Origin of the sequence: Pseudomonas mandelii (genome assembly GCF_006438925.1) — a bacterium.
Taxonomy (GTDB): Bacteria; Pseudomonadota; Gammaproteobacteria; order Pseudomonadales; family Pseudomonadaceae; genus Aquipseudomonas; species Aquipseudomonas mandelii_C.
On sequence record NZ_RCZA01000002.1, the window covers coordinates 57,108 to 83,192 of the forward strand.

The window sequence follows — 26,085 nt, forward strand, 5'->3', positions numbered from 1 at the left end:
CGATGTCGCATCCGGTCGGGCGTTAATCACACGGAGTCATTGCGCAGAGCGCCAGAAACGCTGTTCTTGACGCATCGTCCATGGTGGCTTGAAGCGTCCCAGTTGCAGACGGATGGCACCCTGTTCGGCGCTGTCATGGATCGATATGCCGCGCTTTCGATAGCGCGCCATGATCGTGGGATGGGGATGACCGAATGAATTTCCCTGACCTCGGGAGATCAACACTGCTTTGGGTTGCAGCCCGGTAAGCAACGCCATGGAAGATGAACTGCGACTGCCATGGTGCGGCGCCTGCAACCAATCGGTGGTGACGGCCAGTGGACTGTCGAGCAGTGCCCGCTCGGCGGCGGCGTCTATATCACCGGTCAGCAACATACGCTCGCCATTGGCTTCGATTTGCAGGACGCAGGATTTTTGATTGCTGTCGCTGGCCGAAGACCATTGCCAGAGCTGGAACCTCACATCATCCCAGACCCATTGCTTGCCGCTCTCGCAGCCTTCTGCCTGCAACTCGACCGGCAGCGCCAGGGGATCGCCACTGACCACCCGTTTCACCGGCAAGCCATTGGCAACGGCCCGGGCGCCGCCCGCATGATCGGCGTCAGCATGGCTGATCAGCATCAAATCGAGCCCCTCCACCCCCAGTTTGCGTAAGGTAGGCAGCACCACCCGCTCGCCCAGGTCGAAATCGCCGAAACGAGGCCCGGTGTCATACAACAGTGTGTGATGACGGGTACGCACCAGAATTGCCAAACCCTGGCCGACATCCAGCTGCCAGACTTCGGCGATACCTTCAGGCAAGACCTGCCTGGGTGGAAAAACCAGCAACAGCAGCATCGGCCAACCCAACGAGCGAAACGGCACACCTCGAGGCATTAATAGTAGAAAGGCACCGAGTGTGCCGAGTGCCCATACCCACAACGGGATGGCCACCGGCACCCACGCGGGCAAGTACCCGGCCATCAGCGTCAGGCCCTTGAACAAGAGGTCGATCAAACCTCCTGCCAACCACAACAGCCCTTCGCCCACATAAGGAAGGGGTAAAAACAACGTACCCAGCAATGCCGGTGGCAGCACGACCAGACTGATCCACGGCACCGCGAGCAAATTGGCCACCGGCCCGCTGAGACTGATCGGCAACCCGAGCACCAGCAGCAACGGGCACAGACCAATCGCGATCAGCCATTGGGCGCGGGTCCACGTTTGCCACCAACGCCATGGGCCCAGCCGACCACCGAAGGTGAAGATCAACACCGCTACCGCCGCGAACGACAGCCAGAAACCCGGTTGCAGACTCGCCAGCGGATCCAGCAGCAAAACACCGTCGAGTGCCAGCAACAGCGGCCACCAGGCGCCGAGGTGACGAAATCGCAGGCGCCACAACAGCACCAGGCCGATCATCACGCAGGCCCGTCGCACCGGCACCTCGAAACCGGCCAGCAGCCCATAACCGAGAGCGGCCGCGAACGCGAGTCCACAGGCCCACGGCAGCCAAGGCAAACGCTTCGGCCACAGGCCATAGCGGGCCAGCCCGGCGATCAACAGATACACCAGCCCTGCCAACAACCCGATGTGTTGTCCGGAAATCACCAACAAATGCACGGTGCCGGTGTCTTGCAGCACCTGCCAGTCTTCGCGACTCAGTCCGGCGCCATCCCCCAGCACCAATGCCGTCAGCGCTCCCGTTCGCCCCTGGGCATCCACGGACTGCAAGCGCTGACGGATGCCGTCGCGCCAGGCCCATTGGGCTTGCTTGAGCCGCTCGCCAGCCTTGACCGTTCCGGTAGCGCCGATGCGTTGCGCCAACAGCCAGGCGTCGTAATCGAAGGCATGGGGATTGAGCAGCCCCGCAGGACGCTTCAACTTGACCGCCAGTCGCCAATGTTCGCCGCTGTTGACCGGCGGCCCGTCATACCAGGCCAGGCGCAGCAGTTGCGGCACCTTGCCGCGTCGCGACCGGGCGTCCGCCAACTCGAAACGCACGACGGCGTCATTGTTCTGGGGCAATCCCGTCACCCGACCTTCGACCCAACGGGTTTCGCCATCGAGGCTCATCGGCAGCCGATCATCCAGCGCCCACTGTGCATTCGCGCCTGCCCAACTGAAACCGAACAGCAAAAAAGCCAGTGGATAGCTGCGAAACGGCAGCAACATCAAACCGATTACCGGCAGCACTATCCATAACCAGACCGGCGGTAATGCCGGTAAAAAACGCAGGATCAAAAGACCCAACGCCAGCGCCATCATCCCTGTGCGCATACGCCCGTCCTTGAGAGTCCCCTCCTAGGCATAGCCGGCTAATCGCACAGGCATCGTTATTAATTGTCACAAAGTCTGAATGGGCGGCTCATAGAATCCAGACATACTTGCCGCCTTAACCGACCGAGAAGCCTTATGCCCCGGCGCTTATTCAAACGTTACATGCCAGACCCGACCAGCATCAGGGAACACAAGTCCTTACGCTTTCTCGGCACCCTGCTGCATGACCCGAACCTCTGGCACCTCAACCGCCATTCCGTCGCACGGGCCATGGCGGTGGGTCTGTTCGCGGCGTTCCTGCCGATTCCGTTGCAGATGCTGGTCGCCGCCATTCTCGCCATCATGGTGCGCGGAAACATGCCGATTGCGGTCAGCCTGGTCTGGCTAACCAATCCGATCACCATGCCGGCGGTGTTCTTCTGCACTTACCAGACCGGTGCCTGGCTGATGGATGTTCCCACCCGCCATTTGCCGGACGAGCTGACCTGGGAATGGATCAGCGGCGAACTCTCGACTCTTTGGCAGCCGTTTTTACTCGGTTCGGTGGTGACGGGACTGGTGCTCGGCGCGCTCGCCTATTGCCTGACCATGATGTACTGGCGCTGGTGGGTGGGGCGGCAGTGGCGGCGGCGCCAGAAACGACGGGGGCAAGAATAAAAAAACGGCACCCTGAGGTGCCGTTTCTGATTGAGCCGTGCGCGATTACGTGCGCATCCCGCGACCACTGACCAGCAACCGCGCACAACCGATGTACAACACCACGGTCGCCACCAGCATGAAGGTGATGGCCACGCTGATCCTGATGTCCGAAACGCCAAGAATGCCGTAACGGAAGGCGTTGACCATGTGCAGCACCGGGTTGGCCAGGGACACGGTCTGCCAGAACGGTGGCAGCAAGGAGATCGAGTAGAACACCCCGCCCAGGTAGGTCAGCGGTGTCAGCACAAACGTCGGGATGATCGAGATGTCATCGAAGTTGCGCGCAAACACGGCGTTGATGAAGCCCAGCAGCGAGAAGATCGTCGCCGTCAGCACCACCACCAGAATGGTCACGCCCAGGTGATGCACCTGCAAATGGGTGAAGAACAGCGACAGCAGGGTCACGATGATCCCGACCATCAAGCCGCGCAGCACGCCGCCCAGGGTGTAGCCGATCAGAATCGTATGCGGCGACACGGGCGACACCATCAATTCTTCGATGGAACGCTGGAACTTGCTGCCGAAGAAACTCGAGACCACGTTGCCGTAGGAGTTGGTGATCACCGACATCATGATCAGCCCCGGCACGATGTACTCCATGTAAGTGAAACCACCCATGTCACCGATCTGCCGGCCGATCAGATTGCCGAAGATCACGAAGTACAGAACCATGGTGATGGCCGGCGGCAGCAGCGTCTGCGGCCAGATCCGGGTAAAGCGTTTGACCTCTCGGTAAACGATGGTGTTGAGGGCAACGAGGTTGGGTTGCAGCTCGGAACTCATACCGCCACCTTCGACAGATTTTTCTCCACCAGGGACACGAACAACTCCTCGAGGCGATTGGTTTTGTTACGCAGGCTCAACACTTCGATGTTCTGCTGCGCCAATTGGGTGAACAGCGCGGTGATGCCCATGGCCTTGTCGACCTGAACTTCAATCGTGTGGCTGTCGAGCAACTTGGTCGGGTAACCGAGCAACTGCGGCGCGACGTTCACCGTGTTTTTGAGGTCGAGCAGGAACGTTTCCACATGCAGTTGGCTGAGCAACTGTTTCATGCTGGTGTTCTCGACGATGGTGCCGTGGTCGATGATGCCGATGTTGCGGCACAACTGCTCAGCCTCTTCCAGGTAATGGGTGGTGAGGATGATAGTGATGCCTTTCTTGTTCAGCTCGGTGAGGAACGTCCACATCGAGCGGCGCAGTTCGATGTCTACACCCGCCGTCGGTTCGTCGAGGATCAACAGGCGCGGTTCGTGAACCAGCGCACGGGCGATCATCAGGCGACGCTTCATGCCACCGGACAGTGAACGCGACGGCACATCGCGCTTGTCCCACAGGCCGAGTTGGGTCAGGTACTGCTCGGCGCGTTCCTTGGCGATTTTCGGCGGGATGCCGTAGTAACCGGCCTGGGTCACGACGATGTCGAAGGTTTTTTCGAACTGGTTGAAGTTGAATTCCTGGGGCACCACGCCGATGCAGCGCTTGAGTGCTGCAGGATTCTTGTCCAGGTCGTGACCGAAGATATTCACCGTTCCGCTGGTCTTGTTCACCAGGGTCGAGAGAATGCCGATGGTCGTGGATTTGCCAGCGCCGTTAGGGCCGAGCAAGGCGAAAAAGTCACCTTCGGCGACGTCCAGATCGATACCACTCAAGGCCTGGAAACCGTTGCCGTAGGTTTTGGTTAGCTGCCGGATGGACAGAGCGGAACTCATATCGGATTTACGCACCAAGAAGGGAAGAAAGGGACAAATAAGGGCGGGCGGCGACTAATACAACCGCGGCGCACGAGCGCAATGGTGCTTGTCGCCGCCACACAAGTACAGTCAAGTGTGTCGATAGTGAGTATTAAGTCAACGCGGTCATCACCGCTTTCTGATACGCCGGACGCTGTTTCAGGCGTGCATACCAGGCTTGCAGATGAGGCTGCGGTGCGCGCTCGATCGGCATCTCGAACCAGGCATAAATGAAACTGCCCAGAGGAATGTCGCCCATGCCGATCTCATCGCCGGACAGGTAGGGTTGGGTCGCCAGCGCCTGATCGGCCATGGACAGCAGGCCATCGCACTCCTTGATCGCGGCGTTGATTGCGGGCCAGTCCTGTTGACTTTCCGGTGTACGTAACACACCCCAGAACACCGTGCGGAACGGCCCGGCAAAACTTGAAGTGGTCCAGTCCATCCACTTGTCGGCAGAAGCCCGGGACTGCAGATCCTCTGGATACCAGGCCGTGCCGTTGGCGTGGCGAGCCATCAGGTAACGCACGATGGCGTTGGATTCCCACAGCACGAAACCCTCGTCTTCAATCACCGGCACGCGGCCATTGGGGTTCATCGCGCGGTACTGCGGCGTATCGACTACACCAAAGGCGCCGCCCGCATCAATGGCTTCATAAGCCAGGCCCAGCTCCTCGGCGGCCCACAACGGTTTTCTGACATTCGACGAGTTTTTCCGACCCCAGATCTTCAGCATGACCGCCTCTTTATGGATGAATGCGCAGGCAGCATACGCCGGATCAGGCGCGACTCAAATCGCTCTGCATGTCACCCAGCAGCGCAGGCAGTGTGTCGCTGAACAGATGCGGATAGCACTTCTCCAGGTGCTCGAAAAAGAACGTTTCAGGCACGTCGGTGAACTGGCCGTGGTCGATCAGGTATTCCATCAGTTGCTCGCCGTCGAGATTGAACGGATGGAAAACGCTGTCGTTGATTCCGTCGAATTCCAGTGGTGCGACATTGAACAGTTCGCACAAGCCTTGGTTGAACGCTGGCGTGGCTTTGACCCAGCGGCCGTTCAGGTGAAGCTCCGTGTAACCGTGCATGGCGAACACGTCGCTCTTGAGCAACTCGAGCAACCGCGGCGTCGACAAATGATTGCGCACATCCGCCAGACCGATCCGCGCGGGAATCCCGCAATGCCGGGCTGCACCTGCCAGCAGCGTGGCTTTGGGTACGCAATAACTCTCCCCCGCTGTCAGCGCATAGCTGCCGCGCAAGGTATCCGGATCGCGACTGAAGGTGTAAGGGTTGTAGCGCACGGCTTCACGCACGGCGTAATAGAGATTGATCGCCTGCTCTAGAGGATCGCGACGGCTGCCGCGATGTTTTTCGGCGAACTCCACCACCGACGGGTGGTCACTATCGATGAAGCGGCCGGGACTCAGATACTCATGCATGAGAACAATCTCCTGGGGAAGCCACGAGTCTAGCGACACGTTCAGCACAGAGATAACGACGTTTCGGCCAATCATGGACGCTTTGCCGTCCGCCCAACGAACGATTTCCCCGGCCTGTTGCCCACCGGGCCTACAAAACTCATCCATGGTTTCCCACGAATTCAATCACATCGCTCTGACCACCCTGTTTTGCGGATGCCGTCTAAGCTCTGAAAGTTGGTTTTGCCCTGGTTTCACGGAGGATTAAATATGCTGCTGTTGTGGATACTGGTTCTGGTTGTCGGGATTGCTTATTTAGCCCACCGTCGTGTCGCCCCGCTGCCCGCCCTGTGCGTCGTTGCCGTTTACGTGGTGGCGATGGGCGCTTTCAGCCGCGCGCCAGGCTGGTTGCTGCTGGTTTTCTGGGTGTTGATCGCGGCTGTTGCAGCGCCCTTGTTGCTGCCAGACCTGCGCCGTAAATATTTCAGCGCGCCGCTGTTCAGTTGGTTCCAGAAAACCCTGCCGCCGATGTCGCAAACCGAACGCGATGCGATCGATGCCGGCACGGTGTGGTGGGACGGTGAACTGTTCAGCGGTCGCCCGGACTGGAACAAACTGCTGGCCTATCCAAAAGTACAGTTGAGCGAAGAGGAACAGGCCTTTATCGACGGCCCGACCGAAGAACTCTGCGCCATGGTCAGCGACTGGCAGATCGGTCAAACCATGGACCTGCCTCCCGAAGCCTGGGCCTACATCAAGGAAAACGGCTTCTTCGCCCTGATCATTCCCAAGGAGTTTGGCGGCAAAGGTTTCTCCGCCTATGCCCATTCCCAAGTGGCGATGAAACTGGCGACCCGCAGCGGCGACCTTGCCTCTACCGTGATGGTCCCCAACTCCCTGGGCCCGGCTGAACTGCTGTTGCATTACGGCACCGACGAGCAACGCAACCACTACCTGCCACGACTTGCACGCGGCGATGACATCCCGTGCTTCGCACTGACTGGCCCCCTGGCCGGCTCTGATGCCGGCTCCATGCCCGACACCGGGGTGATCTGCAAAGGTGAATGGGAAGGCAAGGAAACCTTGGGCCTGCGCCTGAACTGGGAAAAGCGTTACATCACACTGGGCCCTGTCGCCACCCTGCTCGGCCTTGCGTTCAAGGCCTACGACCCGGATCACCTGCTGGGTGAAGAGGAAGACCTGGGGATCAGTCTGGCGTTGATCCCGACCGATACCGCCGGTGTCGAAATCGGCCGCCGTCACTTGCCGTTGGGCGCTTCATTCATGAACGGCCCGAACTCCGGCAAAGATGTCTTCGTACCGTTGGAGTTCCTCATCGGCGGCCAGGAAATGATCGGCAAAGGCTGGATGATGCTGATGAACTGCCTGTCGGTCGGACGTTCGATTTCGTTGCCTGCGGTCGGCACCGGTGCCGCCAAGTTCACCAGTCTGGTGACCGGCCAGTACGCTCAGGTCCGTGAACAATTCAATGTTCCACTGTCGGCCTTCGAAGGTATTCAGGAAGCGATGGCGCGTATCGGCGGCAACGCCTGGATGATGGACGCGGCGCGGATGCTCACGGCCAATGCAGTGGATTTGGGCGAAAAACCATCAGTGCTGTCGGCGATTCTCAAGTATCACCTCACTGAACGCGGCCGCGAGTGCATCAGCCACGCCATGGATGTTCATGGCGGCAAGGCAATCATCATGGGGCCGAATAACTACCTCGGTCGCAGCTGGAACGGCGCGCCGATTTTCATCACCGTGGAAGGCGCGAACATTCTCTCGCGCAACCTGATGATTTTCGGTCAGGGCGCGATTCGCTGCCATCCATTTGTACTTAAGGAAATGGCCCTCGCCGGTCGTGAAGACAAGGATCAGGCCCTCACCGAATTCGATGGCCTGCTGCTCAAACACATCGGTTTCGCCGTGAGTAACGCCGCCAGCACGCTGGTGCTGAACCTTGGCTTCGGTCACTTCGAACACGCGCCAGGTGACAAGCTCAGCCAGGGTTACTTCCGCGCCCTCAATCGCCAGGCTGCTGCGTTCGCCATGCTCGCCGACCTGAGCATGATGCTGCTGGGCGGCGAATTGAAACGACGCGAACGTCTGTCGGCACGTCTGGGGGATGTGCTCAGCAACATGTACCTCGCCTCCGCCGCACTCAAGCGTTACCACGACCTCGATTCACCGGAGCACATGGCACCGCTGTTTACCTGGGCCATGGAAGAAAGCCTGGGCCAGTCGGAACGAGCGCTGGATGAACTGCTGACCAACTTCCCGAACAAGGTGTTGGGTTGCCTGTTGCGGGTGATCGTGTTCCCGTTCGGTCGTCGTCACAAAGGGCCATCGGACAAACTCGGCGCCGAAGTGGCTGCGGTGATCGGTCGTGCCAAGGGCGATCCGACCCTGGAAGAGTTGCTCGGCGGTTGCTACCGGCCGCAATCCACTGATGACCCGGTCGGCGCCCTGCAACATGCGTGTAACCTGCTGAGTGCCGCGCAACCGCTGCAGAAAAAGCTGCATGTCGCACTCAAAAGCGGTCAGGTCAAAGCGGTCGCCGGGGAACACATCATCGACACCGCGCTGGAGGCTGGCGTGTTGCAGCCCGTGGAAGCACAGACCCTGCGTGATGCTGAAGCGGCGCGACGCAAGGTGATTGATGTCGATGATTTCGACAAAAAGGAACTGGCGCTGGGCAAAGGAAAGGTCCGCTGATCCAGCCAGCGTCCTCCACCATGTAAAAAAGGGCGCGGGCGCTTTATACTCCCGCGCCCGTTTTGCTCTTGAGGACTTATCTCGTGTCCAATGTCGTTGCCGATCATCTTGTCTTGCTCGACCACCTGCGCAGCATCCTGGTCGCCGTAGGTGAGGCCGAACAGGTTCCCGAAGAAAGCCATGCCTTGTTCCTGGAGCGCTTCGACGAACTGCGTGCGTTGCTGCCGGTCGACCCGATCGAAAGCCAATACCTGGGCCAGGACATTCTGTGCCAGGTGATCACCCGCTACCCGCAAATCGCCCACCTGGTCCCGCGCGACCTGCTGTGGTACTTCGCCGGCGACTGCCTGCATTACATGCCCGACGATGAAATCGACTTGTACCAGGCGCTGGAAGAACGTCGTTTCGAAGCTGAACAAAACGACGAACCGTTCGACTGGAACCAGGAAAAACAGCTGCTGGCGATGTCGAAAGACGACAGCAAGCACTGATCCTCGGTCAGAAATGCAAAAGGCCCGCATGGTGAACATGCGGGCTTTTTTATTAGCCGCAAAGATCAAAAGATCGCAGCCTGCGGCAGCTCCTACATTAGAATTGCGCTCACCCTGTAGGAGCTGCCGCAGGCTGCGATTTTTTGATCTTGCTTTAAAATAACCCATCACTCTCGGGCAACTCATACTGCGCAGCGACTTTTCCCAACGCACTTGGCTTACCCGGTTTGCTCAGCGTCGGCTCCTTCTCCAGGCACTCCACCAGATAGTCGATCAACACCCGTAACTTCGGTGGCAAATAACGGGTTGGTGAATGCAGCAGCCAGGCACCGCCGTGGTATGACGCCAGAAAGGTCCAATCCGGCAACACCTGCACGATCAGCCCCTGCTCCAGCGCATAACGCGCGGTGAAGTACGGCAGGCTGCCAATCCCGATGTGCTGCAACACTGCGCCCAACCGCACACCGGTGTGATTGGCTGCATAACGTCCGCGCACGCCAACGGTGACAGCCTTGGTGCCTTTCTTGAATTTCCAGCGTGCATCGCTCGGGGTTTCGCCCAGGTAGATGCAGCTGTGGTTGAGCAAGTCGTGGGGATGGGTCGGTGTGCCGTGTTCGGCCAGGTATTGCGGCGTTGCACAGAGCAAATGATCAATGGTCAGCAATTGCCGCCCGACCAGTCCAGCTGGTGGCCGATCTGTAATACGAATCGCCAGATCAACGTTGTCGTCGATCAAATCCACCTGGCGGTCCTCAAGCAACAGCTCCACATCCACTTTGGGATAGCGACGCAAAAATTCCGGCATATGCGGATGAATCACGAAACGCCCCACCGCCTTCGGCACACTGACGCGCACCAGTCCTTCCGCTTCATGGGTGAACTGGCCGCTGATTTCCATCACCGACTTGGCTGCGCTGACCATCTCCTGGCAACGCTTGAACACCTCTTCCCCACCGTCGCTCAAGCGCAACTTGCGCGTGGTTCTCTGCAGCAAACGGGTGGCGAGCGCCTTCTCCAGGCGCGAAATGCTGCGACTGACCGCCGAGGGAGAAGACCCCAACTGGCGAGCGGCCTCGGAGAAGCTGCCGGTCTCGACAACCTTGACGAAGATCGCCATTTCACCGAGCAGCGGTAGTGGGAGATTTATGCTCACAGCGCAACAGTCCTTTGATGTTTGAACGGATTATCACGCAATTCCACGCTTCATATAATAAAAAATAGAATTGTTAATAAGGGCATGGAATATGACGCTTCGCCTCTTTTTCCATAGTGATGACCTCAAGGCCAATGTGGAAGTCCTGGATTGCACGCCCCACGAGAACGAATTTGCCGTGGTGCTGCGCGCCACGTTGTTTCATCCCCAAGGCGGTGGACAACCCTTTGACACCGGCTGGATCGGCGAAAGCCGGGTGCTGCGGGTTGTTCAGGATCCGGACCGGATCATTCATTTCGTCGACCATCCGGTAAAACCGGGCATGACTCAGATTCGTGTCGACGAACAACGCCGCCAGTTCAATTCACGCATGCATTCCGCCGGCCACCTGATCGGCCATTTCGTCCAGGCCCTGGGCTGGATGCCAATCAAGGCTCATCACTGGCCGGGTGAAGGACGCGTGCAATTCAAACCGGCAGAGTCGGCAAAAGAGGTTGATGCCGAGATGATTCTGCACGGCATCGAGCAGTGGATCACCAATGATCTGCCGCGCCTGACGTCGCTGCGTGAGGGCGCCCGGGAAATCGGTTTCGGTGAACTGCCCGCCTACGGCTGCGGCGGCACCCATGTACGCAGCCTGAAGGATTTGGGCTCGGTCACGATCTCGTCCCTTTCACTGAAGAAGGGAACGCTGTCAGTCCACTACAGCGTGGATTGAGCATTTGGGCGATGCCGTTCCTGTCATCGCCTGACGCCGGGGGAACCTGCGGTCGCGGGTTCTGTTGACTATCTGATAGATGGACCTAAGACATGATGCTTGACGTCGAGCGTCTCGATGAGACGTGCATAAAAAAGCTGGCCAACGAAGAAGTGCTCGCCATCCGCGTCAAAGGCTTGTTGCCCAAGCCGCTGGCGATTCAGATTGGCGACAAGATCCTCGCCCCGGGCTTCGAAGGCTATATCAATGCGCCGAGCATCGGTCGCATCGGCATGGCGTTTTATGAAGCGGAAAACCAGCCGCTGCTGATCGAAGATTATTTCGAACGCGCCACCCGCAACATTGCGGAATTACGTAACCGGTGCGCGCCCTATTCGTCCCCCGTCGACACCCTGCGCTGCATGCTTGATGAGTCCTGGCCGGCGGGTGCGCACCTGGAAAATCTCTACGGTCGCAAGATGTATGTCGGGCTGTCCCGGGTGGTGAAACCCGGGGTCTGTTTTCTGGCCCACCACGACATTTTCGCCAAGGACGCCCCGGACAGTTACCAGGCCAAAAGCCTGGAAGCGCAGTTCGCCTGCAATGTTTACCTGAACATGCCCGCCGAGGGCGGTGCACTGCAGATGTGGGACCACGACATCTCCCCGGATCAGTTCGACGAAATGCGTGGCGACAGTTACGGAATCGATCCGGCTCTGCTCGGGACTCCGACCCTGGAGATTCTTCCCGAGCCGGGTGATTTCATCATGTTCAATTCGCGCTGCATGCACTCGGTGACACCGGGTGTGGCTGATCCGCGCTTGAGCCTTTCGTTCTTTGTCGGCTATCGCGGCAATGCTTCACCCCTTACTTTCTGGAGTTGAGATGCTTTCGAATTACCTGGGAGAGTTTCTGGCGCTGGCGACTATTCACTTTCTGGCCGTGGTTGCCCCCGGACCGGATTTTGCGGTCACCATCCGCCAGAGCGTGCGTTTCGGTCGATGGGTGGGGATCTGTACCGCGCTGGGCATCGGTGCGGGCATTTCCGTGCATGTGCTTTACACCCTGTTCGGCGTCGGCGCATTGATGCACACCACGCCTTGGCTGTTGACCGTGGCCAAGGTCGTGGGCGGCGCCTACATTCTGTACCTCGGCGTAAGCCTGCTGCGCAGCCAACCCAAATCTATGCCGGAGGGTGAAAAAAATGCAGACGAACCGATGGTCGAGCAAACACTGCTAAAAGCGTTTACCACCGGGTTTCTGACCAATGCCACCAACCCCAAGGCGACACTGTTTTTCCTGGCAATCTTCACCACGATCATCAGCACCACGACACCACTCAAGATTCAGGCGCTATACGGTCTCTGGATGTGTTTCGTGAACGCACTGTGGTTTGTGATCGTTGCGCTGTTCTTTTCAAGCAGCAGGATACGGTTGCTGTTCATGCGCATGGGGCACTGGTTCGAACGCACCATGGGGGTGATCCTGATCCTGTTTGCTGGTCGGTTGATTTTGTCGATGTAAATACGCGTAAATCGAGTAGGAGGCGGCTTCACAGCCGCCGTCCTCTCACACCACCATACGTACGGTTCTACGGACTAGACATTCAGCATAACCCGTCAATATCAGGCAATCGCACTGCGCTACGACCTTGCCCGCACCGCTCGCCCGCCCGCCTTTCTCCAGCCTTTGCACCCGCGGTTTTTTTAAAAATCATGGCACTTTGGTTTGATTGAACTAACGTCAAGCAATAAGAAGTCATAACGGCTCGAATTTTCACGTTAGCTTCAGTGATCAGATGGTGAATAGGCAAAAGGAGTTACCTCTCTATGATCCTGTCAGGCGCTTTCCGGCTCTGTACCTTCATTGCCGATTACTTTCCGGGGGAGCCAGGTCGACGGACAGTACCGTCCATAGCCGCAAGTTTCGCTCTGGCGGGCAGTCCAGGTAACCCGATCACTAAAAACCGTTTTAGCAAAGGTCGCTCGCTGTCCAGCCAGATCAGCGAATTGCGCCCGCTCGTGTGTAGCACGTAAGGAATAACACCAAGGCCATGGACAAGTGGTCTGACGCATTGGGGGGGATAGTCCGGTCCCCGTGAAGTGATCCGTGACAAATCAGTCAGCCTAAAGATGGCCTATCCAGTGAGGATGTATTAAATGAGCCTTCGTCCCGTGCCCGCTTTCAAGAGAATTATCCATGGCCTGTTCTGGATGGGCCTCAGCGTGGAGGCGGCTCACGCCGCGACGGCCAGTTGTCCGCAACTGGACAGTTGGCCGACAACGTTCGAGGTCGGTCAGGGACTGCAGAATGAACTGCGCAGCCCTGTTCCGGTAACAAAACTGGCGGTGGGTGACCCGAAAATTGCCGACGTGCAACCCAGCGGCAACAACGCTTTCATAGTCACGGGCATTGCGCCGGGGACCACCAGCCTGATGGTCTGGACCGACTGTTCGAAAATGCCGCGCCAAAGCATGGTGTTCGTCAGGGGTAAAGCGACGTCGGCGCTGACCAGCGTGCCGTCGGTGCCTTCCGACGACCCGCTGCTGCCGAGCCAGGTGCAGACCGATATCCGCTTCGTTGAAGTCAGCCGGACCAAGCTCAAGGAAGCCTCCGCCTCGATTTTCGGCACCCGCGGCAACTTCCTGTTCGGCTCGCCGAGAACCTTGCCCACCATCGGCGGCATTGTCTCGCCGGTGATACCGGTGAACAACAACAACTTCAACCTCACTTTTGCTACCGGCAATACCCTGGTGGCGCTCAACGCGCTGGAAGGCAGTGGTTTCGCCTACACCCTGGCGCGGCCAAGCCTGGTAGCGCTCAGCGGGCAAAGTGCGAGCTTCCTGGCCGGCGGTGAAGTGCCGATTCCGGTGCCGAGCTCAGGCAGCGATAACGTGTCCATCGAGTACAAGGAGTTCGGCATCCGCCTGACCCTGACGCCGACCATCGTCGGGAAAAACCGTATCGCACTGAAGGTGGCGCCGGAAGTCAGTGAACTGGACTTCACCAACGCCGTGAGCATCGCCGGCACCATCGTTCCGGCGCTGACCATACGCCGTACCGACACCAGCATCTCCCTGGCCGACGGCGAAAGCTTCGTCATCAGCGGCCTGATCAGCACCCGCAACACTTCCCAGGTGAACAAGTTTCCGGGACTGGGCGATATCCCGATTCTGGGCGCGTTCTTCCGTGATAACTCCATCAACCGTGAAGAGCGCGAACTGCTGATGATCGTTACCCCGCATCTGGTCCAACCCTTGGCTGCCAATGCACAACTACCGTCATTGCCTGGCGAGCAGCTGCGCAATTACGACCCGAACTTCTACCGCATGTTCTTCCTCGAAAATGGCGATTTCGACAGTCGCTCCGGGCTCTCGCAATGAGCCTGAATCAGACCTGCCTCGCCCTCACTCGTAACGGTGACCTTGAGCGCTTGCCAGACCAGCTTTATTGCCATTGGCCAGGCGTTCAACGTGTTGTAGCCAGAGGACACTCGATGAAAGCAGTCATTGCAATAACGGCGACAATAATGCTCGCAGGTTGTGCCACCAACGGCCTGTCTTCGCAACCGGCCATCTGTGCCAAGCCCGCTTCGGAGCAAGAGCTGGCCCTGAACCTGGCCGACAACATGGCCAACGAGGGCCGTTTGTATGCCAGCCTGGCGAATCTGGAAGGCTTGCCCGACAACCTGGTCCAGGTTCGCCTGCGCAAGGCTCAAGTGCTGCGCTTGATGGGGCGTAGCGAGGCGGGGCCGTTGTATCAAAGTCTGCTCGGCACCTGTCTGGCTGCTGATGGGGAACATGGTCTGGGCCAGTTGGCCGCAGAAAAAAATGATAACGCCACCGCAGCCGCTCACCTTGAGAATGCGGTGAAGATGGACCCCACTGACGACAGGATGCGTAATGACCTGGGGGTCGTCTACCTCAATCAGCGACGGATCCCTGAAGCGCGTTTTGAGTTCATGACCGCCATGGAACTCAAGCAGGCAAACACACTGGCGGCACTCAATATGGTGACGTTGCTGATCTACCAGGATAACTGGAAGGCGGCTGCTGAACTCGTGACCCGCGCCGACTTGAGCCCCAAGCAATTCACAGAGGCTCAAACCCGCGCGGAAAAACTCAAGGCCTCTGCCAAAAAGGTGGTGGCTTCCGAGGGGAATCGCAGGACTGAGGTAGCCGATGCCTCTTCCAGTGCGATCAAGTAGAACGTACGAGGAGTCGAGATGAATACCAAAAGGCTGTTGATCGTGTGCATGGCTTGCCTGTCTACCACTGCCTGGGCTATTGAGCCCGGCCCCTCTTCGCCGTATCAACAAGGTACTGAACAGTGGATGCAGCTGCAGATTCGCGGTGTGGTTGCCTCCCCTAAACTGCAAACCGCTTCGGCCACCGAACGTGACCTGGCCATGCAGCGCTGGCTGAACAGCTTCAACTACCCGATTCCGGAGTTTTATGACCAGGATGCAGCGGGAAAAATGACCACCGGCAACTGAGGCATGTCTATGGGTGATCAGCCTCTGGCTTCGTCTAGAGTGGCCTGGCTGCAAAGCCGGGCTAGACGTCGTGTGCAGGAAAGCATCGAAATTATCTAATCCTGGCCGGATTACCCTGGAGCGGCCGAAGGCTGCGATCTTTTGCATTTTCTGGCAGGCAATTTCATGGCCTCAACAGATCAAAAGCAAAAGATCGCAGCCTTCGGCTGTTCAGGAGAGATGTAGATTTATGGCAGGACGTGCAGATCAGGCTCAGGAGGCAAGGCCATCTGACTCGACAGCACATGCCCCCTGTTCATATCAAAGCTTCCCGAATACTTTGAGTACCCCGATCAGGGCGGGGCCAATGGCGACCAAAAAGAAGCTCGGCCACAGACATAAAATCAGTGGGAATATCAGCTTGGTGCCGATTTTCGCCCCCATCTCTTCGGCGGCCTGCGTACGCCGGTCACGGAACTCATCGGCATAGATGCGCAGGGTATCGGCCACGCTGGTGCCGAAGCGGATACTCTGCGCCAACAGGCTGACCAAACCTTGTACGTCTTCCAGCCCGGTGCGCACAGCCAGCTGTTTCAGGGCCTCGGTACTGGGAATGCCAGCACGAATTTGCGCATTGACTAGCGCTAATTCCTCAGCCAGCTCAACCTGGCTGACCGCCATTTCCTCAGCCACCCGCTCGATAGTCTGGGGCAAGGCCAGACCCGACTCCACGCAGACCACCATCAGGTCCAGGGCATCCGGAAAGGCGGTACGCAGCCGGAGTTGTCTAGCCTTCTTGCGCTTTTGAACATACAGCGCTGGCACTAGCCACCCGACAGCCGCAGCCATAAACACCAACAACAGCCCCATCGTCAGAGAAAGCCTGGGGATCATCGGCAACAGCAACAGCGCAAGGCCAACCAGTATCAGAGGTAACAGCAAGCGCACCGCCCAGTACATCTGGACCGCCGATGGCGAGCGGTAACCGGCATGCATCAACAGGGTTGGGGTAACGGACGCCTTGGCCGCTTCAGTCGCGCCAAAGCGTTGACCGACTCGCTCCAGCAATAATTGCAGATTCCCCGGTGCGTCCTGCCCAGCGATATTCCCTGAATGACCGCGCTTGATCAGCGCCAGACGACGCTGCACCGGATCCTGCAGCCCCAATACCAGCAACACCACGGTAACGGCCGCGAGCATCGCACTTAAACCGATAGCACTGACGAACAACAGGCGCGCCAGCACCTCATTACTCGTCACCCGACTGAACAACCCGAGCAAATAGTCCATGACCTGCACCTCCGCGTAGCGAATACCGCTCAAACCTGAATACGGATGATTTGGCGGATCCAGAAAATTCCGACCAACATGGCGCCGAAAGCACCGACGATCAGCTTATGACCGACCGGATCATTGAGCAGCAAAGGCATGTAGCTGGGGGTTGTGACCAGGATCACCGCCGCCAGCACGAAGGGAATGGCCACCAGCACCCAGGCCGACATTCGCCCTTCGGCCGACAAGGTCCTGACCTTGCGCTGGAAGCGAAAGCGCCCGCGGATCAGGCGACTCAAACGCTCCAGTACCTCGGTCAGATTGCCGCCGGTCTCGCGATGAATGAGGATCGAGGTCACCAGCATCATCACCGTCATACTCGGCATCCGCTCCAGCAGGCCGAGCATGGCCCGGCGCACATCATTGCCATAGTTGATATCGGCAAAGGCCAGTCCGAATTCTTGAGCCACCGGGCCCTTGTGCTCCTCAGCCACCAAACGCAGGGTTTCATTGAACGGGTGCCCGGCGCGCAAGGCCCGGCACATGGCATCCAGCGCATCCGGCAAACCCTCCTCGAACTCGGCGAAGCGTTTACTACGGTCACGAGCGATTTTCATTCGTGGCAACCAGAACACCCCGAAACCCGCCACCAGCGCCATCCACCAGACTGACGAGATCATCCAGATCAAGATGCCCGCCCAGGCGCCCAGTACCAGCCCGAGCAGCAGTACCCGATAAGCCCGGTATTCGTGCCCGGACTGCTCGATCATTTGCGTCAGCGCCTCCATAAAGGGCAACTGCTCAAGCCTGGCCTCCAGTGGCGACAAGCGTGTCAGGTACTTCTGCCTCAGCACACTCTGCATGTTTGGCAGATTGTTGGCCCTCTCCATGACATGCAAGCGGCTGCGGATACGCTTGCGCATCTTGCCCGCTTCACCGAACACCGGCACCGCCACCCCCTGAGCCAGGAGGAAGACAGCGATAAACACCATACCGAGGAAGATCAGAATGTATTCACCAGGAATATGGCTCATGACTGCCGTGCCTCCATCCACTCAGGCCTGAACATCGTCAGCGGCAACTCGATACCGCGCTTGGCCAGCACATCGCGGAAGGCGGGGATCATGCCGCTGGGCCGAAAATCACCAAGTACTTCGCCGTTTTCGCCCATGCCTTGGCGTACGAAGGAGAAGATTTCGGTCATGGTGATGATCTCGCCCTCCATGCCGTTGATCTCCTGCACACTGACCAGGCGACGCTTGCCGTCCTCCTGGCGTTCCAGCTGGATGACCACTCCGATGGCCGAAGCGATCTGTTGGCGCATGGCCTTGATCGGGAAGGTCGCCCCGGTCATCGACACCATGTTCTCGATCCGCCCCAGCGCATCGCGTGCGGTGTTGGCGTGGATCGTGGTCAACGAGCCGTCGTGACCGGTGTTCATCGCTGTCAGCATGTCCAGCGCCTCGGCACCGCGCACTTCGCCGATCACAATGCGGTCCGGACGCATCCGCAAGCTGTTGCGCACCAACTCCCGCTGGCTCACCTCGCCACGCCCCTCGATATTCGAAGGCCGGGTTTCCAGGCGTACCACGTGGGGCTGTTGCAACTGCAGTTCGGCTGAGTCTTCGATGGTAACGATCCGCTCGTTGTGCGGGATGAAACTGGACAGCACATTGAGCATGGTGGTCTTGCCGCTGCCGGTACCGCCGGAAATCAGCACGTTCAAGCGCCCACGGACAATCGCCTTGAGCAGCAGGGCAATGGCCGGGGTCAACGCCCCCACCTGGATCAGGCTGTCGGTATTGAGCAGGTCCACGGAAAAACGCCGGATCGACATGCTCGGGCCGTCGATGGCCAGCGGCGGAATAATCGCGTTGACCCGAGAACCGTCCTTGAGCCGCGCATCCACCAATGGCGAAGACTCGTCGATACGCCGACCCAGGCTGGAGACGATGCGGTCAATGATGTTCAGCAAATGCTGATCATCGCGAAAACGCACATCGGTCCGTTGCAGTTTGCCGAAGCGCTCGACATACACTGAGTCATGCCGGTTGACCAAAATGTCGGACACGCTGTGATCGGCCAGCAACGGTTCCAGAGGACCCAGGCCGAGCACCTCGTCGGTGATCTGCTTGATGATTAACTGGCGGCTGGCGGTACTCACCGGTGCCGTATGCTCATCGAGCAGGCGCAGGCAAATATCGCGAATCTGCCGAGTAGCCTCGGCCTGCTCAAGGGAGTCCAGCAAGGACAGGTCCATGACCTTGAGCAACTGCTGGTAGATCTTTTCCCGCCACTCGGCCTCCACCGGGGTGACCTGACTTCTGGTTTCGTAAAGAACGTCCGGCGCTGCACGCTCCCACGCCATTATTTCCTCTGCCGGATCCAACAGGTCGTCGCCCAGCTTGGCAGCGGCGGGTTTACTGGACTGTTTGCGCAAGCGGTTACGAAAGTCGCTAATCATGGGTCATCCCCCGAAAAAACGGTTGAAGGCACGTTTGAGCAAGCCTTTGTTGCCGGCCACCTGTTGACCGATCAGGTCCTCGGTCATGTTGCGCAGTGCAGCAGTGATCGCTGCCCTCGGCGCATGCAGCCCCAACGGCACGCCAGTGTTCTGACTCTGGCTGACCAGATTGAAGTCGTTGGGTAACTTCGACAGATTGGTGCAGCGCAGCGCCTCACCGATATCTTTGAGGCTGACCGCTGCCGCCTTGTCATAGCGGTTGACCACTATCTGCAATTGATCCCCACGCACGCCCAGGTCTTCGCGAAGAATCCGCACCAGGGAGCTGGCATCGCGCAGATGGCTGACACTCTGTTGCACCACCACGTACACCCGATCCACCTGCTCCAGCACAGAGCCGGTGAGGTGATCGATTTGCCGCGGCAGGTCGATCACCACCCAGCCATAGCTGGCGCGGGCCAACTGCAACAGGGTGTCCAGTTGCTCGGGTTGGGTATCCTGCGGCAAACACAGCTCACCGGCCCGACCGCCCAGTACATGCAGGGTCGGGCTGAAGTGACTGCAAAAACCGCGTAACGCGACGCTGTCCATGCCGTCGATCTGGTGCAACACCTCCAGATGGCTGTGCGTCTGCGCCACATCCAGATAATGCGTCACGCTGCCAAATTGCAGGTCCATATCCAGCAACAGGGTGCTGCCACCCTTGATGCTGAGTTGCTGAGCCAGGTTGCAGGCCAGCAGGGTTCCGCCAGAGCCGCCCTTGGCGCTCATCACGGCGATCAATTTTCCTTCTGCCCCACTGCCGGTCCGAACTTCCGTGACCAGACGATTCAAGGCGGCGACCAGTTCGGTCTCGGCGATGGGCTCCGGCAGCACGTCCCGGGCACCAGCCTGCATCGCCAGGCGCATGGCTTCCTGTTCGCTCAGCAGTCCGCACACCAACATCGGCGGACGCTCATGGGCCGGGCGCTGCAACAGTGCCGACAGCTCTTCACGCCACAGGTGGCTAACGCGCAACAGCAACAGATCGGGCATCCGATCCAGACCGTAGAGCGGGTCGACATGCCCATTGCTCACCAGGCGAGTACTCACCTCCAGGCTGGGCATGCGTTGGCAGACGCTCTGCAGGTCGCGCAAAGAGCTGGCGTCACGGCTACTGATCAGCAACCTGAGCCCGGCTTTGCCGGTCGCAGTGGATAACGGGGCTTCTCTGGTACTCAACATTTCGTGATCTCCCCTGTTGGATTACGCCCGAGGCTTTCGCGTGGCAAGGTCGCCCTGAAGACGGGCAAGGTAATGGGCACGCCAAACCCAGGAATAAACAGATTGAAAATAAAATTTTGCAGGCTCAACTGGACATAACGGATGGCACGAAACCCGGTGGTACCGGGGTTGGCCACCAGAGCACCGTTTGCATCCAGATAGGTCAGCGTCAGGTTGCTGGTGTTCAGATTGCCGATCAGTTGGCTCGCACCTGTGTCTCCCGACGCATTGAAAATCGCCCGTTGCAGGACCACCGGATCGCTGATATTGCACACCGCCGCCAGGCGCGCGCCGCGCCGTACGGCTTCATCGAGGGCATTCATCGTGAAGTACAGGCGGCCCATTTCCAGCACACCGAACAACAGCGTGAACACCAGCAGGCCAACGATGGCGAACTCCACCGAATAAGTGCCGCGCATGCCTTTGCGGTTCATCACAGCGCCCTCATGACAGTGGTGGCAACCAGCGGAATGCTCAGCGCAATCTGATTGCCAAAGAGCGCCGGAATCGCTCCGGTACAATTGCCGCCGCCAATCACCGGGCAGAAGGTATAGGTGATGGTGACCCGCACATGGTCGGGGTGGACGGGGTCGGTGCCCTCCGGGACGACGGCCACGTCAGTGGTCTTCAACCCTGACACCACTGCAACCCCGGTGCTGGCAGGCACGCCATACACCGCAACGTTTTGCGTTTGGGTCTTCAGCGTGCTGCTCAGAGTGACAGCGCCGAGCGTCGAGTTCCAGGCCTGGCTGGCGACGAAGCGGCCGGCATCACGGCTGGCCTGTAACAGGCTGTTGTACTGGTAGAGCATGCGGCCGAACTCGCCGAGGGTCAGCAACAGCAACAGCAACAACGGCAGGACGATAGTGAATTCCACTATTGCCATTCCTTGCTGGCCCTTGGGCTGTCTAAACGTGTGAAGTCCCATGACGCCTCCTAAGAGTCAGTGCTCGGAGTGCCGCTATTGGTATAGGTTTTGTAGAGCTGAATGATCTGCGGGCCGAAATCGCCCGAAGGATTGGGGCCTGGCACATTGTCACCTTCGCACTGCCTCACGAACTGGCCAAAGATCTGCGATTCCTGCCCACCGCCATCGAGCGGCTGCACCACGAAATAGCAGCCAAATCCCAGGACTGGAATCGAGGTTGAACCACTATTTTTCCCGGTACAGTCGCCAATCACTACTTTCAGCATCCGGCGCTCGAATACCCCATTGCTCTGACAGCCACTGCCCGCGGCGACACAGGCAGCGGAACTCGCCAACCAGTCGTTGTAGTCCAGCAGCGCCTGGCCGCCAGCGGAGAGATCGCCGTTGCTCGCAGTGACAGGCTGGCCCTTGTACTCCGCCCGCGGCGGTGTGCTTTTGTCGTTCCAGGTGATAGCGGGTGAGCTGGAGGTCGTCACCAGGTCCGACGGATAGTCCGAAGTATTAAGCGGCCCGTTGTAGATGCCGAAGCGAGTATTCATACCTTGAGACGTAGGGCCAGCCTTGTTGCCAGGGGCGGTTTGGACATTGTCCCCCACATTGCGGCATACCTTGCCTCCTCCGGCCAGGTCCTCCCTGACCGTGCTACCGCCCGAACCGAAATCGAGCAATTGAAAATTGCCCGGGCCAATGGGGGAGGAATTACCAGCGGCGGTCTTCAATACCTGCAAATCACCGAAGTTGAAGCCGAACGGGCTGCTTTTGGTCGGGTCGCCACAAATCATCAGCGGCGCGAGATCACAGGGGCTGGTCGGACTGGGTCCAGCGGTGGCGATCGCCGCCACCGCCTTGTTGCCCGGGCCACCAGTGCCGAATGACTGGACGAAGTTCCAGAAAAATCCTGTCAGCCGATAGCTCGGTACCGATACCCGAACGTATTTGGCATTCGTCGGCCCGGGATAGGCGAAAGGTCCACCTATAGTGCTTGCCAGCTCCACCACAGCGAATGTGCCCACGCTGCCGCCGATGGCCGTTGCCAATTCGTTGTTACCCGTGGCATTGGCATTTTGCGTCAGCGTATTCAGCGCGGCCGTGCGCGTTGTGCTGGCAACATTGACCCCCCCTGTCACTTCACTCAAGGTTTTGGCGCCACTTAGGGCCGCAGCGTCCACAGCGTTCTGCAGGCGCGCCTTGTTCAGCAATATGTGACCGCCGTCCAGCGCCAACGCCGCCATCATGAGGATCGCCGCCAACGCAATCACCATCAATACACTCACCGATCCTTCCTGGCGCCTTGGCGTCGAAGTGAACGGCCGCTGAATACGAATATTCATCATCAAGCCCTCGTTTGCCGATACTGATCCGGATCGGCTCCGCCAATACTTTGGTGCCTGGGCACCCCTACCGCCCTGTCAACGCTTGACTACACTGGCTTGGGTCCCGCGGATAACGGTAATAGACCCGCCACCCTCGCCGCTGCTGCGCTGTACCACGCGTTTTGGCACCGCGACGGCGGCCACAACCATGGCCGGCACAACAGGCGCAACAGGCGCAACGGCTGCGGTTTTCTTCTCGAGGTTCAGTGGGTTACGCAGCGCCAGTTGCAACTTGCCTTCCGTCTGCGCCGTGACCAGTGCTTCCGCTTCAGAGGCCGACATCTCCAGCGTCACTGCGCGCACCACCACTGGTTGGGTCTTGTCGGTACCCGCCGTCTGATCCACCGCCAATACGCGCAAGTTCTCGAGGATGGTCCTGGACACGGCACTGTTACTGCCAGCATTGGTGGTTTTGGTCGCCAGTACATCGACCCGGTTACCCGGCAACAGGAATCCGCCGACACCGACCACATCGTCCACACGTACCGATATGGCGCGTTTGTCGGGGGCAATCAAAGAGGCCAGGGTGCTGCCACCCAGGTGCTCACTCAGACGCGCACCACGCACAATGTCGCCCCGCAGAATGTCGAACGTAGCGATCTTGCCCACTGCTTTTTCGCTGGAATCGAAGGCATCGTCCGGGATCGTGTCCATGGGCATGCGTACGGTCGTGACCTGCTGGGCCTCGACCATCTGCCCGAATGGAATCTCTACCGTGGCGACCACCACGCTTCGAAGGTGGTCATCCGGGCTGGCGTTGAGACGTGCGCTCAGCCAGGAGTCGGCCATCCATGCAGCTCCAAGGCCCATGACCAGGGAAACGCCTATCAGGGTAAGAGTACGAGAGCTCATGTCAGTATCTCCGTATCAAAGAAAATTGAGCTGGACGAAGTAGTTGTGCCAGGCCCATTCCAAATCTTGCGGTGACAGTGGTCCGGAACCGCCCATATAACGCTGACGATCGAGCGCCATGTTCAGGAGATCGCGGGGATGGCAAGGCACCAGGGGCATGCCTTCACTTGCATAAAGCCTTTGCAGCACATAACGCAACAGCAGCTGGTCATAAGGCATGCCCAGACGCTCGCTTTCCTGACGCCAGATCTTTTCGTACTCCTCGGGCTTCAGGTAACCGAACTGCAGCTTGTAGCCAATCCGGCGAAGGAAGGCCTCATCGGCCAGTTCCAGAGGATTGAGGTTGGTGGAAAACACCAGAATCAGATCGAACGGCAGTTCGCAATGCCGACCGCCGCCCAGGTTGAGGAAATCGCGTTTCTCTTCCATCGGGACGATCCAGCGATTCAACAGCTCGGCGGGTGCCATGCGCTGGCGCCCCATGTCGTCGATGATGAACAGGCCATTGCTGGCCTTGAGCTGCAAGGCAGCCTGGTATTGACGGGTGGAGGGGTCATAGCGAACGTCCAGTTGCTCCATGCTCAATTCACCGCCGGTAATGACGATCGGGCGTTTGCAGCACAGCAGTCGACGGTCGATCCCTTCGTCGAGCATCAGATTGTTCGTTTGACTGTTGTCATCCAGACGCTGATGCACCTGCGGGTCATAGATCTCGATCACCGACTCGTTGATGACGATGGCATGAGGCACCCAGATGGCTTCGGCAAACAGACGAATCAGTCGACTGCTGACATAGGTCTTGCCGGTACCCGCAGGGCCATAAATCATGATCGCGCGCCCGGAGTTCATCGCCACACCCAACTGATCGAGCATCCCCTCCGTGAGCACTACGCCCGCGAGGGCATTGCGCATATCGTTGGCGTTGATGCGACCATGGTGAATGGTCTGTAGTTTGAGCAGGGACCGGTAGGTACTCACCGGGAAGGGTGCCGCACCGATATAGCCGCTGCGCGACAGGGCATCGCGGGCGGCACTGCGACCGCGCTCGGTCAAGCCATAACGCAACATCTGCCCGCCCGTTTGACTCCCCTGGCCAAGCACTTCGACACGACCATCCTTGCGCAGAAACGCCAGGACCTCTTCAAGTACCGCGCCGGTCAGCGCCAGGCGCTCCACCAGCCGCGACATGTCCAGCACGCCGGCATCAAACAAATGCTTGCACACCAACTCACCGAGAAAACTGTCGGTCAGACCAGTCTCGCGGATTGTGCACGGCTGAGGAGCCAGTCGTTGCACCGCTTCCCGCTCATTGGGGAAGGCATCAGTATCAACCATGACGTGCATGACTAATCTCCCAACCCACCGGCAACGAGTTGCCAGTAGATGCTGCCCAGAGTGCCGAGCAAGATTGCAACAGCGTAAGGAAAGGGCTTGCCGGCTGCCTCGTCCGCACTCGGCGCCAAATAGGCCCGAGCCTTCAGAATCAGCCAATAACGCCCCAGGGTCTGCAATAATTGACCGCGCACCAGCACTATCAGAAAACCGCACAGGCCGCCGGATATCAGGCTGAAGACCCCAGCCCACAACGCGTAATGGGCGGGTAGAAAACTGCCGACTACGGACATCAACTTGACGTCGCCAGCGGCCATGCCGCCCAGGGCATACATGGGCAGGAACAGCGCAAAGCCGATCATTATGCCAAACAGGCCGTCTCCCAACCCACTTACCCCACCTGAGTAAATATGGCCGGCCAATCCGAGGACCAGGCCCACCAGGATCAGCAGGTTGGGAATGCGGTGGTGACGAAGATCACTCACCACCGCTATGCCCAACAGCCCTAGCAGCACGACAATGGCTAACAGACTCTCTGCTGACATTGCTGCACCCCCCCTATGGGGTTTAATTACTGGGGCCCCGCGGGAGTTAACGAGCGTTAACGGCGGTAGTCAGATCATTGATATTTGTCTGTACTGCCGTGCCCAATAATTGGAAAGCTCCTACTACAAAAAGAGTAATCAACCCACCCGCCACCGCATATTCCACAATGGTCAGACCATCTTCGTCTTTGACGAACTTCATTACCGAAGCCTTGATTGTTTGCATGTTCATTTTGCCCACCTCACTCGAATGTTTTTTTCTGGAAGCAGTACTTTCTGTGCTGCCTGATGCAACCTTAGTCAGGGTGAAGGCATAGCCGTTAGGAGGATTTTGCACATCGCTAGGACTTTTTTGCGGGGCGGCCAAAATAGGGGTCATTGGCCTTTGCAGAAGTAACGGGAGGGGGTAAACAA

General features: G+C 58.8%; 26 protein-coding genes. 9 read left to right on the forward strand and 17 right to left on the reverse strand.

Annotation, left to right across the window (positions count from 1 at the left end; genetic code table 11):
• Window positions 1–36 precede the first annotated feature (36 nt).
• On the reverse strand, window positions 37–2,259 hold the full coding sequence (locus EAH74_RS04120) for a DNA internalization-related competence protein ComEC/Rec2 (RefSeq protein WP_140676288.1): 2,223 nt from the start codon (window positions 2,257–2,259) through the stop codon (window positions 37–39).
• A 135-nt stretch (window positions 2,260–2,394) separates the two neighbouring features.
• Between EAH74_RS04120 and EAH74_RS04125 the strand changes: the two genes are divergently transcribed.
• Entirely contained in the window at window positions 2,395–2,916 is a 522-nt protein-coding gene (locus tag EAH74_RS04125) for a DUF2062 domain-containing protein (protein ID WP_140676290.1), read from the forward strand.
• 45 nt (window positions 2,917–2,961) lie between these two features.
• On the opposite strand, the gene EAH74_RS04130 is transcribed toward EAH74_RS04125, so the two are convergent.
• The 4 genes from EAH74_RS04130 to EAH74_RS04145 all read right to left on the reverse strand — a co-directional run bounded on the left by EAH74_RS04130 (window position 2,962) and on the right by EAH74_RS04145 (window position 6,130).
• Window positions 2,962–3,741, reverse strand: coding sequence for an ABC transporter permease (locus EAH74_RS04130; protein ID WP_140676293.1), 780 nt, complete (start codon window positions 3,739–3,741; stop codon window positions 2,962–2,964).
• Window positions 3,738–4,670 carry an ABC transporter ATP-binding protein gene (locus tag EAH74_RS04135; RefSeq protein ID WP_123364779.1) on the reverse strand — a complete coding sequence of 311 codons (933 nt, stop codon included), beginning with the start codon at window positions 4,668–4,670 and terminating at the stop codon, window positions 3,738–3,740. Before EAH74_RS04135 ends, EAH74_RS04130 begins: the two co-directional genes overlap by 4 nt.
• Before the next feature lie 133 nt (window positions 4,671–4,803).
• Window positions 4,804–5,427 (reverse strand): glutathione S-transferase family protein, encoded by a 624-nt coding sequence (locus EAH74_RS04140; protein ID WP_140676296.1) that lies wholly within the window; start codon window positions 5,425–5,427, stop codon window positions 4,804–4,806.
• Window positions 5,428–5,470: 43 nt separating this feature from the next.
• Complete coding sequence (locus EAH74_RS04145; RefSeq protein ID WP_140676299.1) at window positions 5,471–6,130, reverse strand: transglutaminase-like domain-containing protein; 660 nt, start codon at window positions 6,128–6,130, stop codon at window positions 5,471–5,473.
• A 249-nt stretch (window positions 6,131–6,379) separates the two neighbouring features.
• Between EAH74_RS04145 and EAH74_RS04150 the strand changes: the two genes are divergently transcribed.
• On the forward strand, window positions 6,380–8,827 hold the full coding sequence (locus EAH74_RS04150; RefSeq protein ID WP_140676302.1) for an acyl-CoA dehydrogenase: 2,448 nt from the start codon (window positions 6,380–6,382) through the stop codon (window positions 8,825–8,827).
• Between the two features lie 83 nt (window positions 8,828–8,910).
• Entirely contained in the window at window positions 8,911–9,318 is a 408-nt protein-coding gene (locus EAH74_RS04155; RefSeq protein ID WP_008152400.1) for a PA2817 family protein, read from the forward strand.
• Between the two features lie 154 nt (window positions 9,319–9,472).
• Here EAH74_RS04155 and EAH74_RS04160 read toward each other — a convergent pair whose 3' ends face one another.
• A complete protein-coding gene (locus EAH74_RS04160; protein ID WP_140676305.1) occupies window positions 9,473–10,471 on the reverse strand; it encodes a LysR family transcriptional regulator in 999 nt (332 codons plus the stop codon).
• Window positions 10,472–10,562: 91 nt separating this feature from the next.
• Here EAH74_RS04160 and EAH74_RS04165 point away from each other — a divergent pair, with 91 nt between their 5' ends.
• The 6 genes from EAH74_RS04165 to EAH74_RS04195 all read left to right on the forward strand — a co-directional run bounded on the left by EAH74_RS04165 (window position 10,563) and on the right by EAH74_RS04195 (window position 15,663).
• Window positions 10,563–11,189, forward strand: a complete 627-nt coding sequence (locus tag EAH74_RS04165) for an alanyl-tRNA editing protein (RefSeq protein WP_140676308.1) — start codon at window positions 10,563–10,565, stop codon at window positions 11,187–11,189.
• Window positions 11,190–11,281: 92 nt separating this feature from the next.
• Window positions 11,282–12,052, forward strand: a complete 771-nt coding sequence (locus EAH74_RS04170; protein WP_140676311.1) for a 2OG-Fe(II) oxygenase — start codon at window positions 11,282–11,284, stop codon at window positions 12,050–12,052.
• A gap of 1 nt (window position 12,053) precedes the next feature.
• The gene (locus tag EAH74_RS04175) at window positions 12,054–12,692 is read left to right on the forward strand and encodes a LysE family translocator (RefSeq protein ID WP_140676314.1); all 639 of its coding nucleotides are present in this window, start codon (window positions 12,054–12,056) and stop codon (window positions 12,690–12,692) included.
• 635 nt (window positions 12,693–13,327) lie between these two features.
• Window positions 13,328–14,551 (forward strand): type II and III secretion system protein family protein, encoded by a 1,224-nt coding sequence (locus EAH74_RS04185; protein ID WP_140676320.1) that lies wholly within the window; start codon window positions 13,328–13,330, stop codon window positions 14,549–14,551.
• A 113-nt stretch (window positions 14,552–14,664) separates the two neighbouring features.
• A complete protein-coding gene (locus EAH74_RS04190) occupies window positions 14,665–15,375 on the forward strand; it encodes a tetratricopeptide repeat protein (protein ID WP_140676325.1) in 711 nt (236 codons plus the stop codon).
• Between the two features lie 18 nt (window positions 15,376–15,393).
• Window positions 15,394–15,663, forward strand: a complete 270-nt coding sequence (locus EAH74_RS04195) for a DUF3613 domain-containing protein (RefSeq protein WP_123364768.1) — start codon at window positions 15,394–15,396, stop codon at window positions 15,661–15,663.
• 300 nt (window positions 15,664–15,963) lie between these two features.
• Here the strand turns inward: EAH74_RS04195 and EAH74_RS04200 are convergent, their stop codons facing one another.
• From EAH74_RS04200 to EAH74_RS04250, 11 genes are all read right to left on the reverse strand, one after another.
• Window positions 15,964–16,932 (reverse strand): type II secretion system F family protein, encoded by a 969-nt coding sequence (locus tag EAH74_RS04200; protein WP_140676328.1) that lies wholly within the window; start codon window positions 16,930–16,932, stop codon window positions 15,964–15,966.
• 29 nt (window positions 16,933–16,961) lie between these two features.
• Window positions 16,962–17,948, reverse strand: coding sequence for a type II secretion system F family protein (locus tag EAH74_RS04205; RefSeq protein ID WP_140676331.1), 987 nt, complete (start codon window positions 17,946–17,948; stop codon window positions 16,962–16,964).
• Window positions 17,945–19,378 (reverse strand): CpaF family protein, encoded by a 1,434-nt coding sequence (locus EAH74_RS04210; RefSeq protein WP_140676334.1) that lies wholly within the window; start codon window positions 19,376–19,378, stop codon window positions 17,945–17,947. The genes EAH74_RS04205 and EAH74_RS04210 overlap by 4 nt, the downstream gene beginning before the upstream one ends.
• Window positions 19,379–19,381: 3 nt before the next feature.
• Window positions 19,382–20,602, reverse strand: coding sequence for an AAA family ATPase (locus EAH74_RS04215; protein WP_140676337.1), 1,221 nt, complete (start codon window positions 20,600–20,602; stop codon window positions 19,382–19,384).
• Complete coding sequence (locus tag EAH74_RS04220; protein ID WP_140676340.1) at window positions 20,596–21,075, reverse strand: TadE/TadG family type IV pilus assembly protein; 480 nt, start codon at window positions 21,073–21,075, stop codon at window positions 20,596–20,598. Before EAH74_RS04220 ends, EAH74_RS04215 begins: the two co-directional genes overlap by 7 nt.
• The gene (locus EAH74_RS04225) at window positions 21,075–21,569 is read right to left on the reverse strand and encodes a TadE family protein (protein WP_140676343.1); all 495 of its coding nucleotides are present in this window, start codon (window positions 21,567–21,569) and stop codon (window positions 21,075–21,077) included. Before EAH74_RS04225 ends, EAH74_RS04220 begins: the two co-directional genes overlap by 1 nt.
• A gap of 8 nt (window positions 21,570–21,577) precedes the next feature.
• Window positions 21,578–22,903 (reverse strand): Tad domain-containing protein, encoded by a 1,326-nt coding sequence (locus tag EAH74_RS04230; protein ID WP_140676346.1) that lies wholly within the window; start codon window positions 22,901–22,903, stop codon window positions 21,578–21,580.
• Between the two features lie 75 nt (window positions 22,904–22,978).
• A complete protein-coding gene (gene cpaB / locus EAH74_RS04235; protein WP_140676349.1) occupies window positions 22,979–23,794 on the reverse strand; it encodes a Flp pilus assembly protein CpaB in 816 nt (271 codons plus the stop codon).
• A 15-nt stretch (window positions 23,795–23,809) separates the two neighbouring features.
• Complete coding sequence (locus tag EAH74_RS04240; protein ID WP_140676352.1) at window positions 23,810–25,138, reverse strand: AAA family ATPase; 1,329 nt, start codon at window positions 25,136–25,138, stop codon at window positions 23,810–23,812.
• A 2-nt stretch (window positions 25,139–25,140) separates the two neighbouring features.
• A complete protein-coding gene (locus tag EAH74_RS04245; RefSeq protein ID WP_140676355.1) occupies window positions 25,141–25,671 on the reverse strand; it encodes an A24 family peptidase in 531 nt (176 codons plus the stop codon).
• 46 nt (window positions 25,672–25,717) lie between these two features.
• On the reverse strand, window positions 25,718–25,903 hold the full coding sequence (locus EAH74_RS04250; RefSeq protein WP_140677269.1) for a Flp family type IVb pilin: 186 nt from the start codon (window positions 25,901–25,903) through the stop codon (window positions 25,718–25,720).
• Window positions 25,904–26,085 lie beyond the last annotated feature (182 nt).

Coding starts and splice junctions, on each gene's coding strand:
- EAH74_RS04120 (WP_140676288.1), bottom strand. CDS start 2,259: ATGCGCACAGGGATGATGGCGCTGGCGTTGGGTCTTTTGATCCTGCGT.
- EAH74_RS04125 (WP_140676290.1), top strand. CDS start 2,395: ATGCCCCGGCGCTTATTCAAACGTTACATGCCAGACCCGACCAGCATC.
- EAH74_RS04130 (WP_140676293.1), bottom strand. CDS start 3,741: ATGAGTTCCGAGCTGCAACCCAACCTCGTTGCCCTCAACACCATCGTT.
- EAH74_RS04135 (WP_123364779.1), bottom strand. CDS start 4,670: ATGAGTTCCGCTCTGTCCATCCGGCAGCTAACCAAAACCTACGGCAAC.
- EAH74_RS04140 (WP_140676296.1), bottom strand. CDS start 5,427: ATGCTGAAGATCTGGGGTCGGAAAAACTCGTCGAATGTCAGAAAACCG.
- EAH74_RS04145 (WP_140676299.1), bottom strand. CDS start 6,130: ATGCATGAGTATCTGAGTCCCGGCCGCTTCATCGATAGTGACCACCCG.
- EAH74_RS04150 (WP_140676302.1), top strand. CDS start 6,380: ATGCTGCTGTTGTGGATACTGGTTCTGGTTGTCGGGATTGCTTATTTA.
- EAH74_RS04165 (WP_140676308.1), top strand. CDS start 10,563: ATGACGCTTCGCCTCTTTTTCCATAGTGATGACCTCAAGGCCAATGTG.
- EAH74_RS04170 (WP_140676311.1), top strand. CDS start 11,282: ATGATGCTTGACGTCGAGCGTCTCGATGAGACGTGCATAAAAAAGCTG.
- EAH74_RS04175 (WP_140676314.1), top strand. CDS start 12,054: ATGCTTTCGAATTACCTGGGAGAGTTTCTGGCGCTGGCGACTATTCAC.
- EAH74_RS04185 (WP_140676320.1), top strand. CDS start 13,328: ATGAGCCTTCGTCCCGTGCCCGCTTTCAAGAGAATTATCCATGGCCTG.
- EAH74_RS04190 (WP_140676325.1), top strand. CDS start 14,665: ATGAAAGCAGTCATTGCAATAACGGCGACAATAATGCTCGCAGGTTGT.
- EAH74_RS04195 (WP_123364768.1), top strand. CDS start 15,394: ATGAATACCAAAAGGCTGTTGATCGTGTGCATGGCTTGCCTGTCTACC.
- EAH74_RS04200 (WP_140676328.1), bottom strand. CDS start 16,932: ATGGACTATTTGCTCGGGTTGTTCAGTCGGGTGACGAGTAATGAGGTG.
- EAH74_RS04205 (WP_140676331.1), bottom strand. CDS start 17,948: ATGAGCCATATTCCTGGTGAATACATTCTGATCTTCCTCGGTATGGTG.
- EAH74_RS04210 (WP_140676334.1), bottom strand. CDS start 19,378: ATGATTAGCGACTTTCGTAACCGCTTGCGCAAACAGTCCAGTAAACCC.
- EAH74_RS04215 (WP_140676337.1), bottom strand. CDS start 20,602: ATGTTGAGTACCAGAGAAGCCCCGTTATCCACTGCGACCGGCAAAGCC.
- EAH74_RS04220 (WP_140676340.1), bottom strand. CDS start 21,075: ATGAACCGCAAAGGCATGCGCGGCACTTATTCGGTGGAGTTCGCCATC.
- EAH74_RS04225 (WP_140676343.1), bottom strand. CDS start 21,569: ATGGGACTTCACACGTTTAGACAGCCCAAGGGCCAGCAAGGAATGGCA.
- EAH74_RS04230 (WP_140676346.1), bottom strand. CDS start 22,903: ATGATGAATATTCGTATTCAGCGGCCGTTCACTTCGACGCCAAGGCGC.
- cpaB (WP_140676349.1), bottom strand. CDS start 23,794: ATGAGCTCTCGTACTCTTACCCTGATAGGCGTTTCCCTGGTCATGGGC.
- EAH74_RS04240 (WP_140676352.1), bottom strand. CDS start 25,138: ATGCACGTCATGGTTGATACTGATGCCTTCCCCAATGAGCGGGAAGCG.
- EAH74_RS04245 (WP_140676355.1), bottom strand. CDS start 25,671: ATGTCAGCAGAGAGTCTGTTAGCCATTGTCGTGCTGCTAGGGCTGTTG.
- EAH74_RS04250 (WP_140677269.1), bottom strand. CDS start 25,903: ATGAACATGCAAACAATCAAGGCTTCGGTAATGAAGTTCGTCAAAGAC.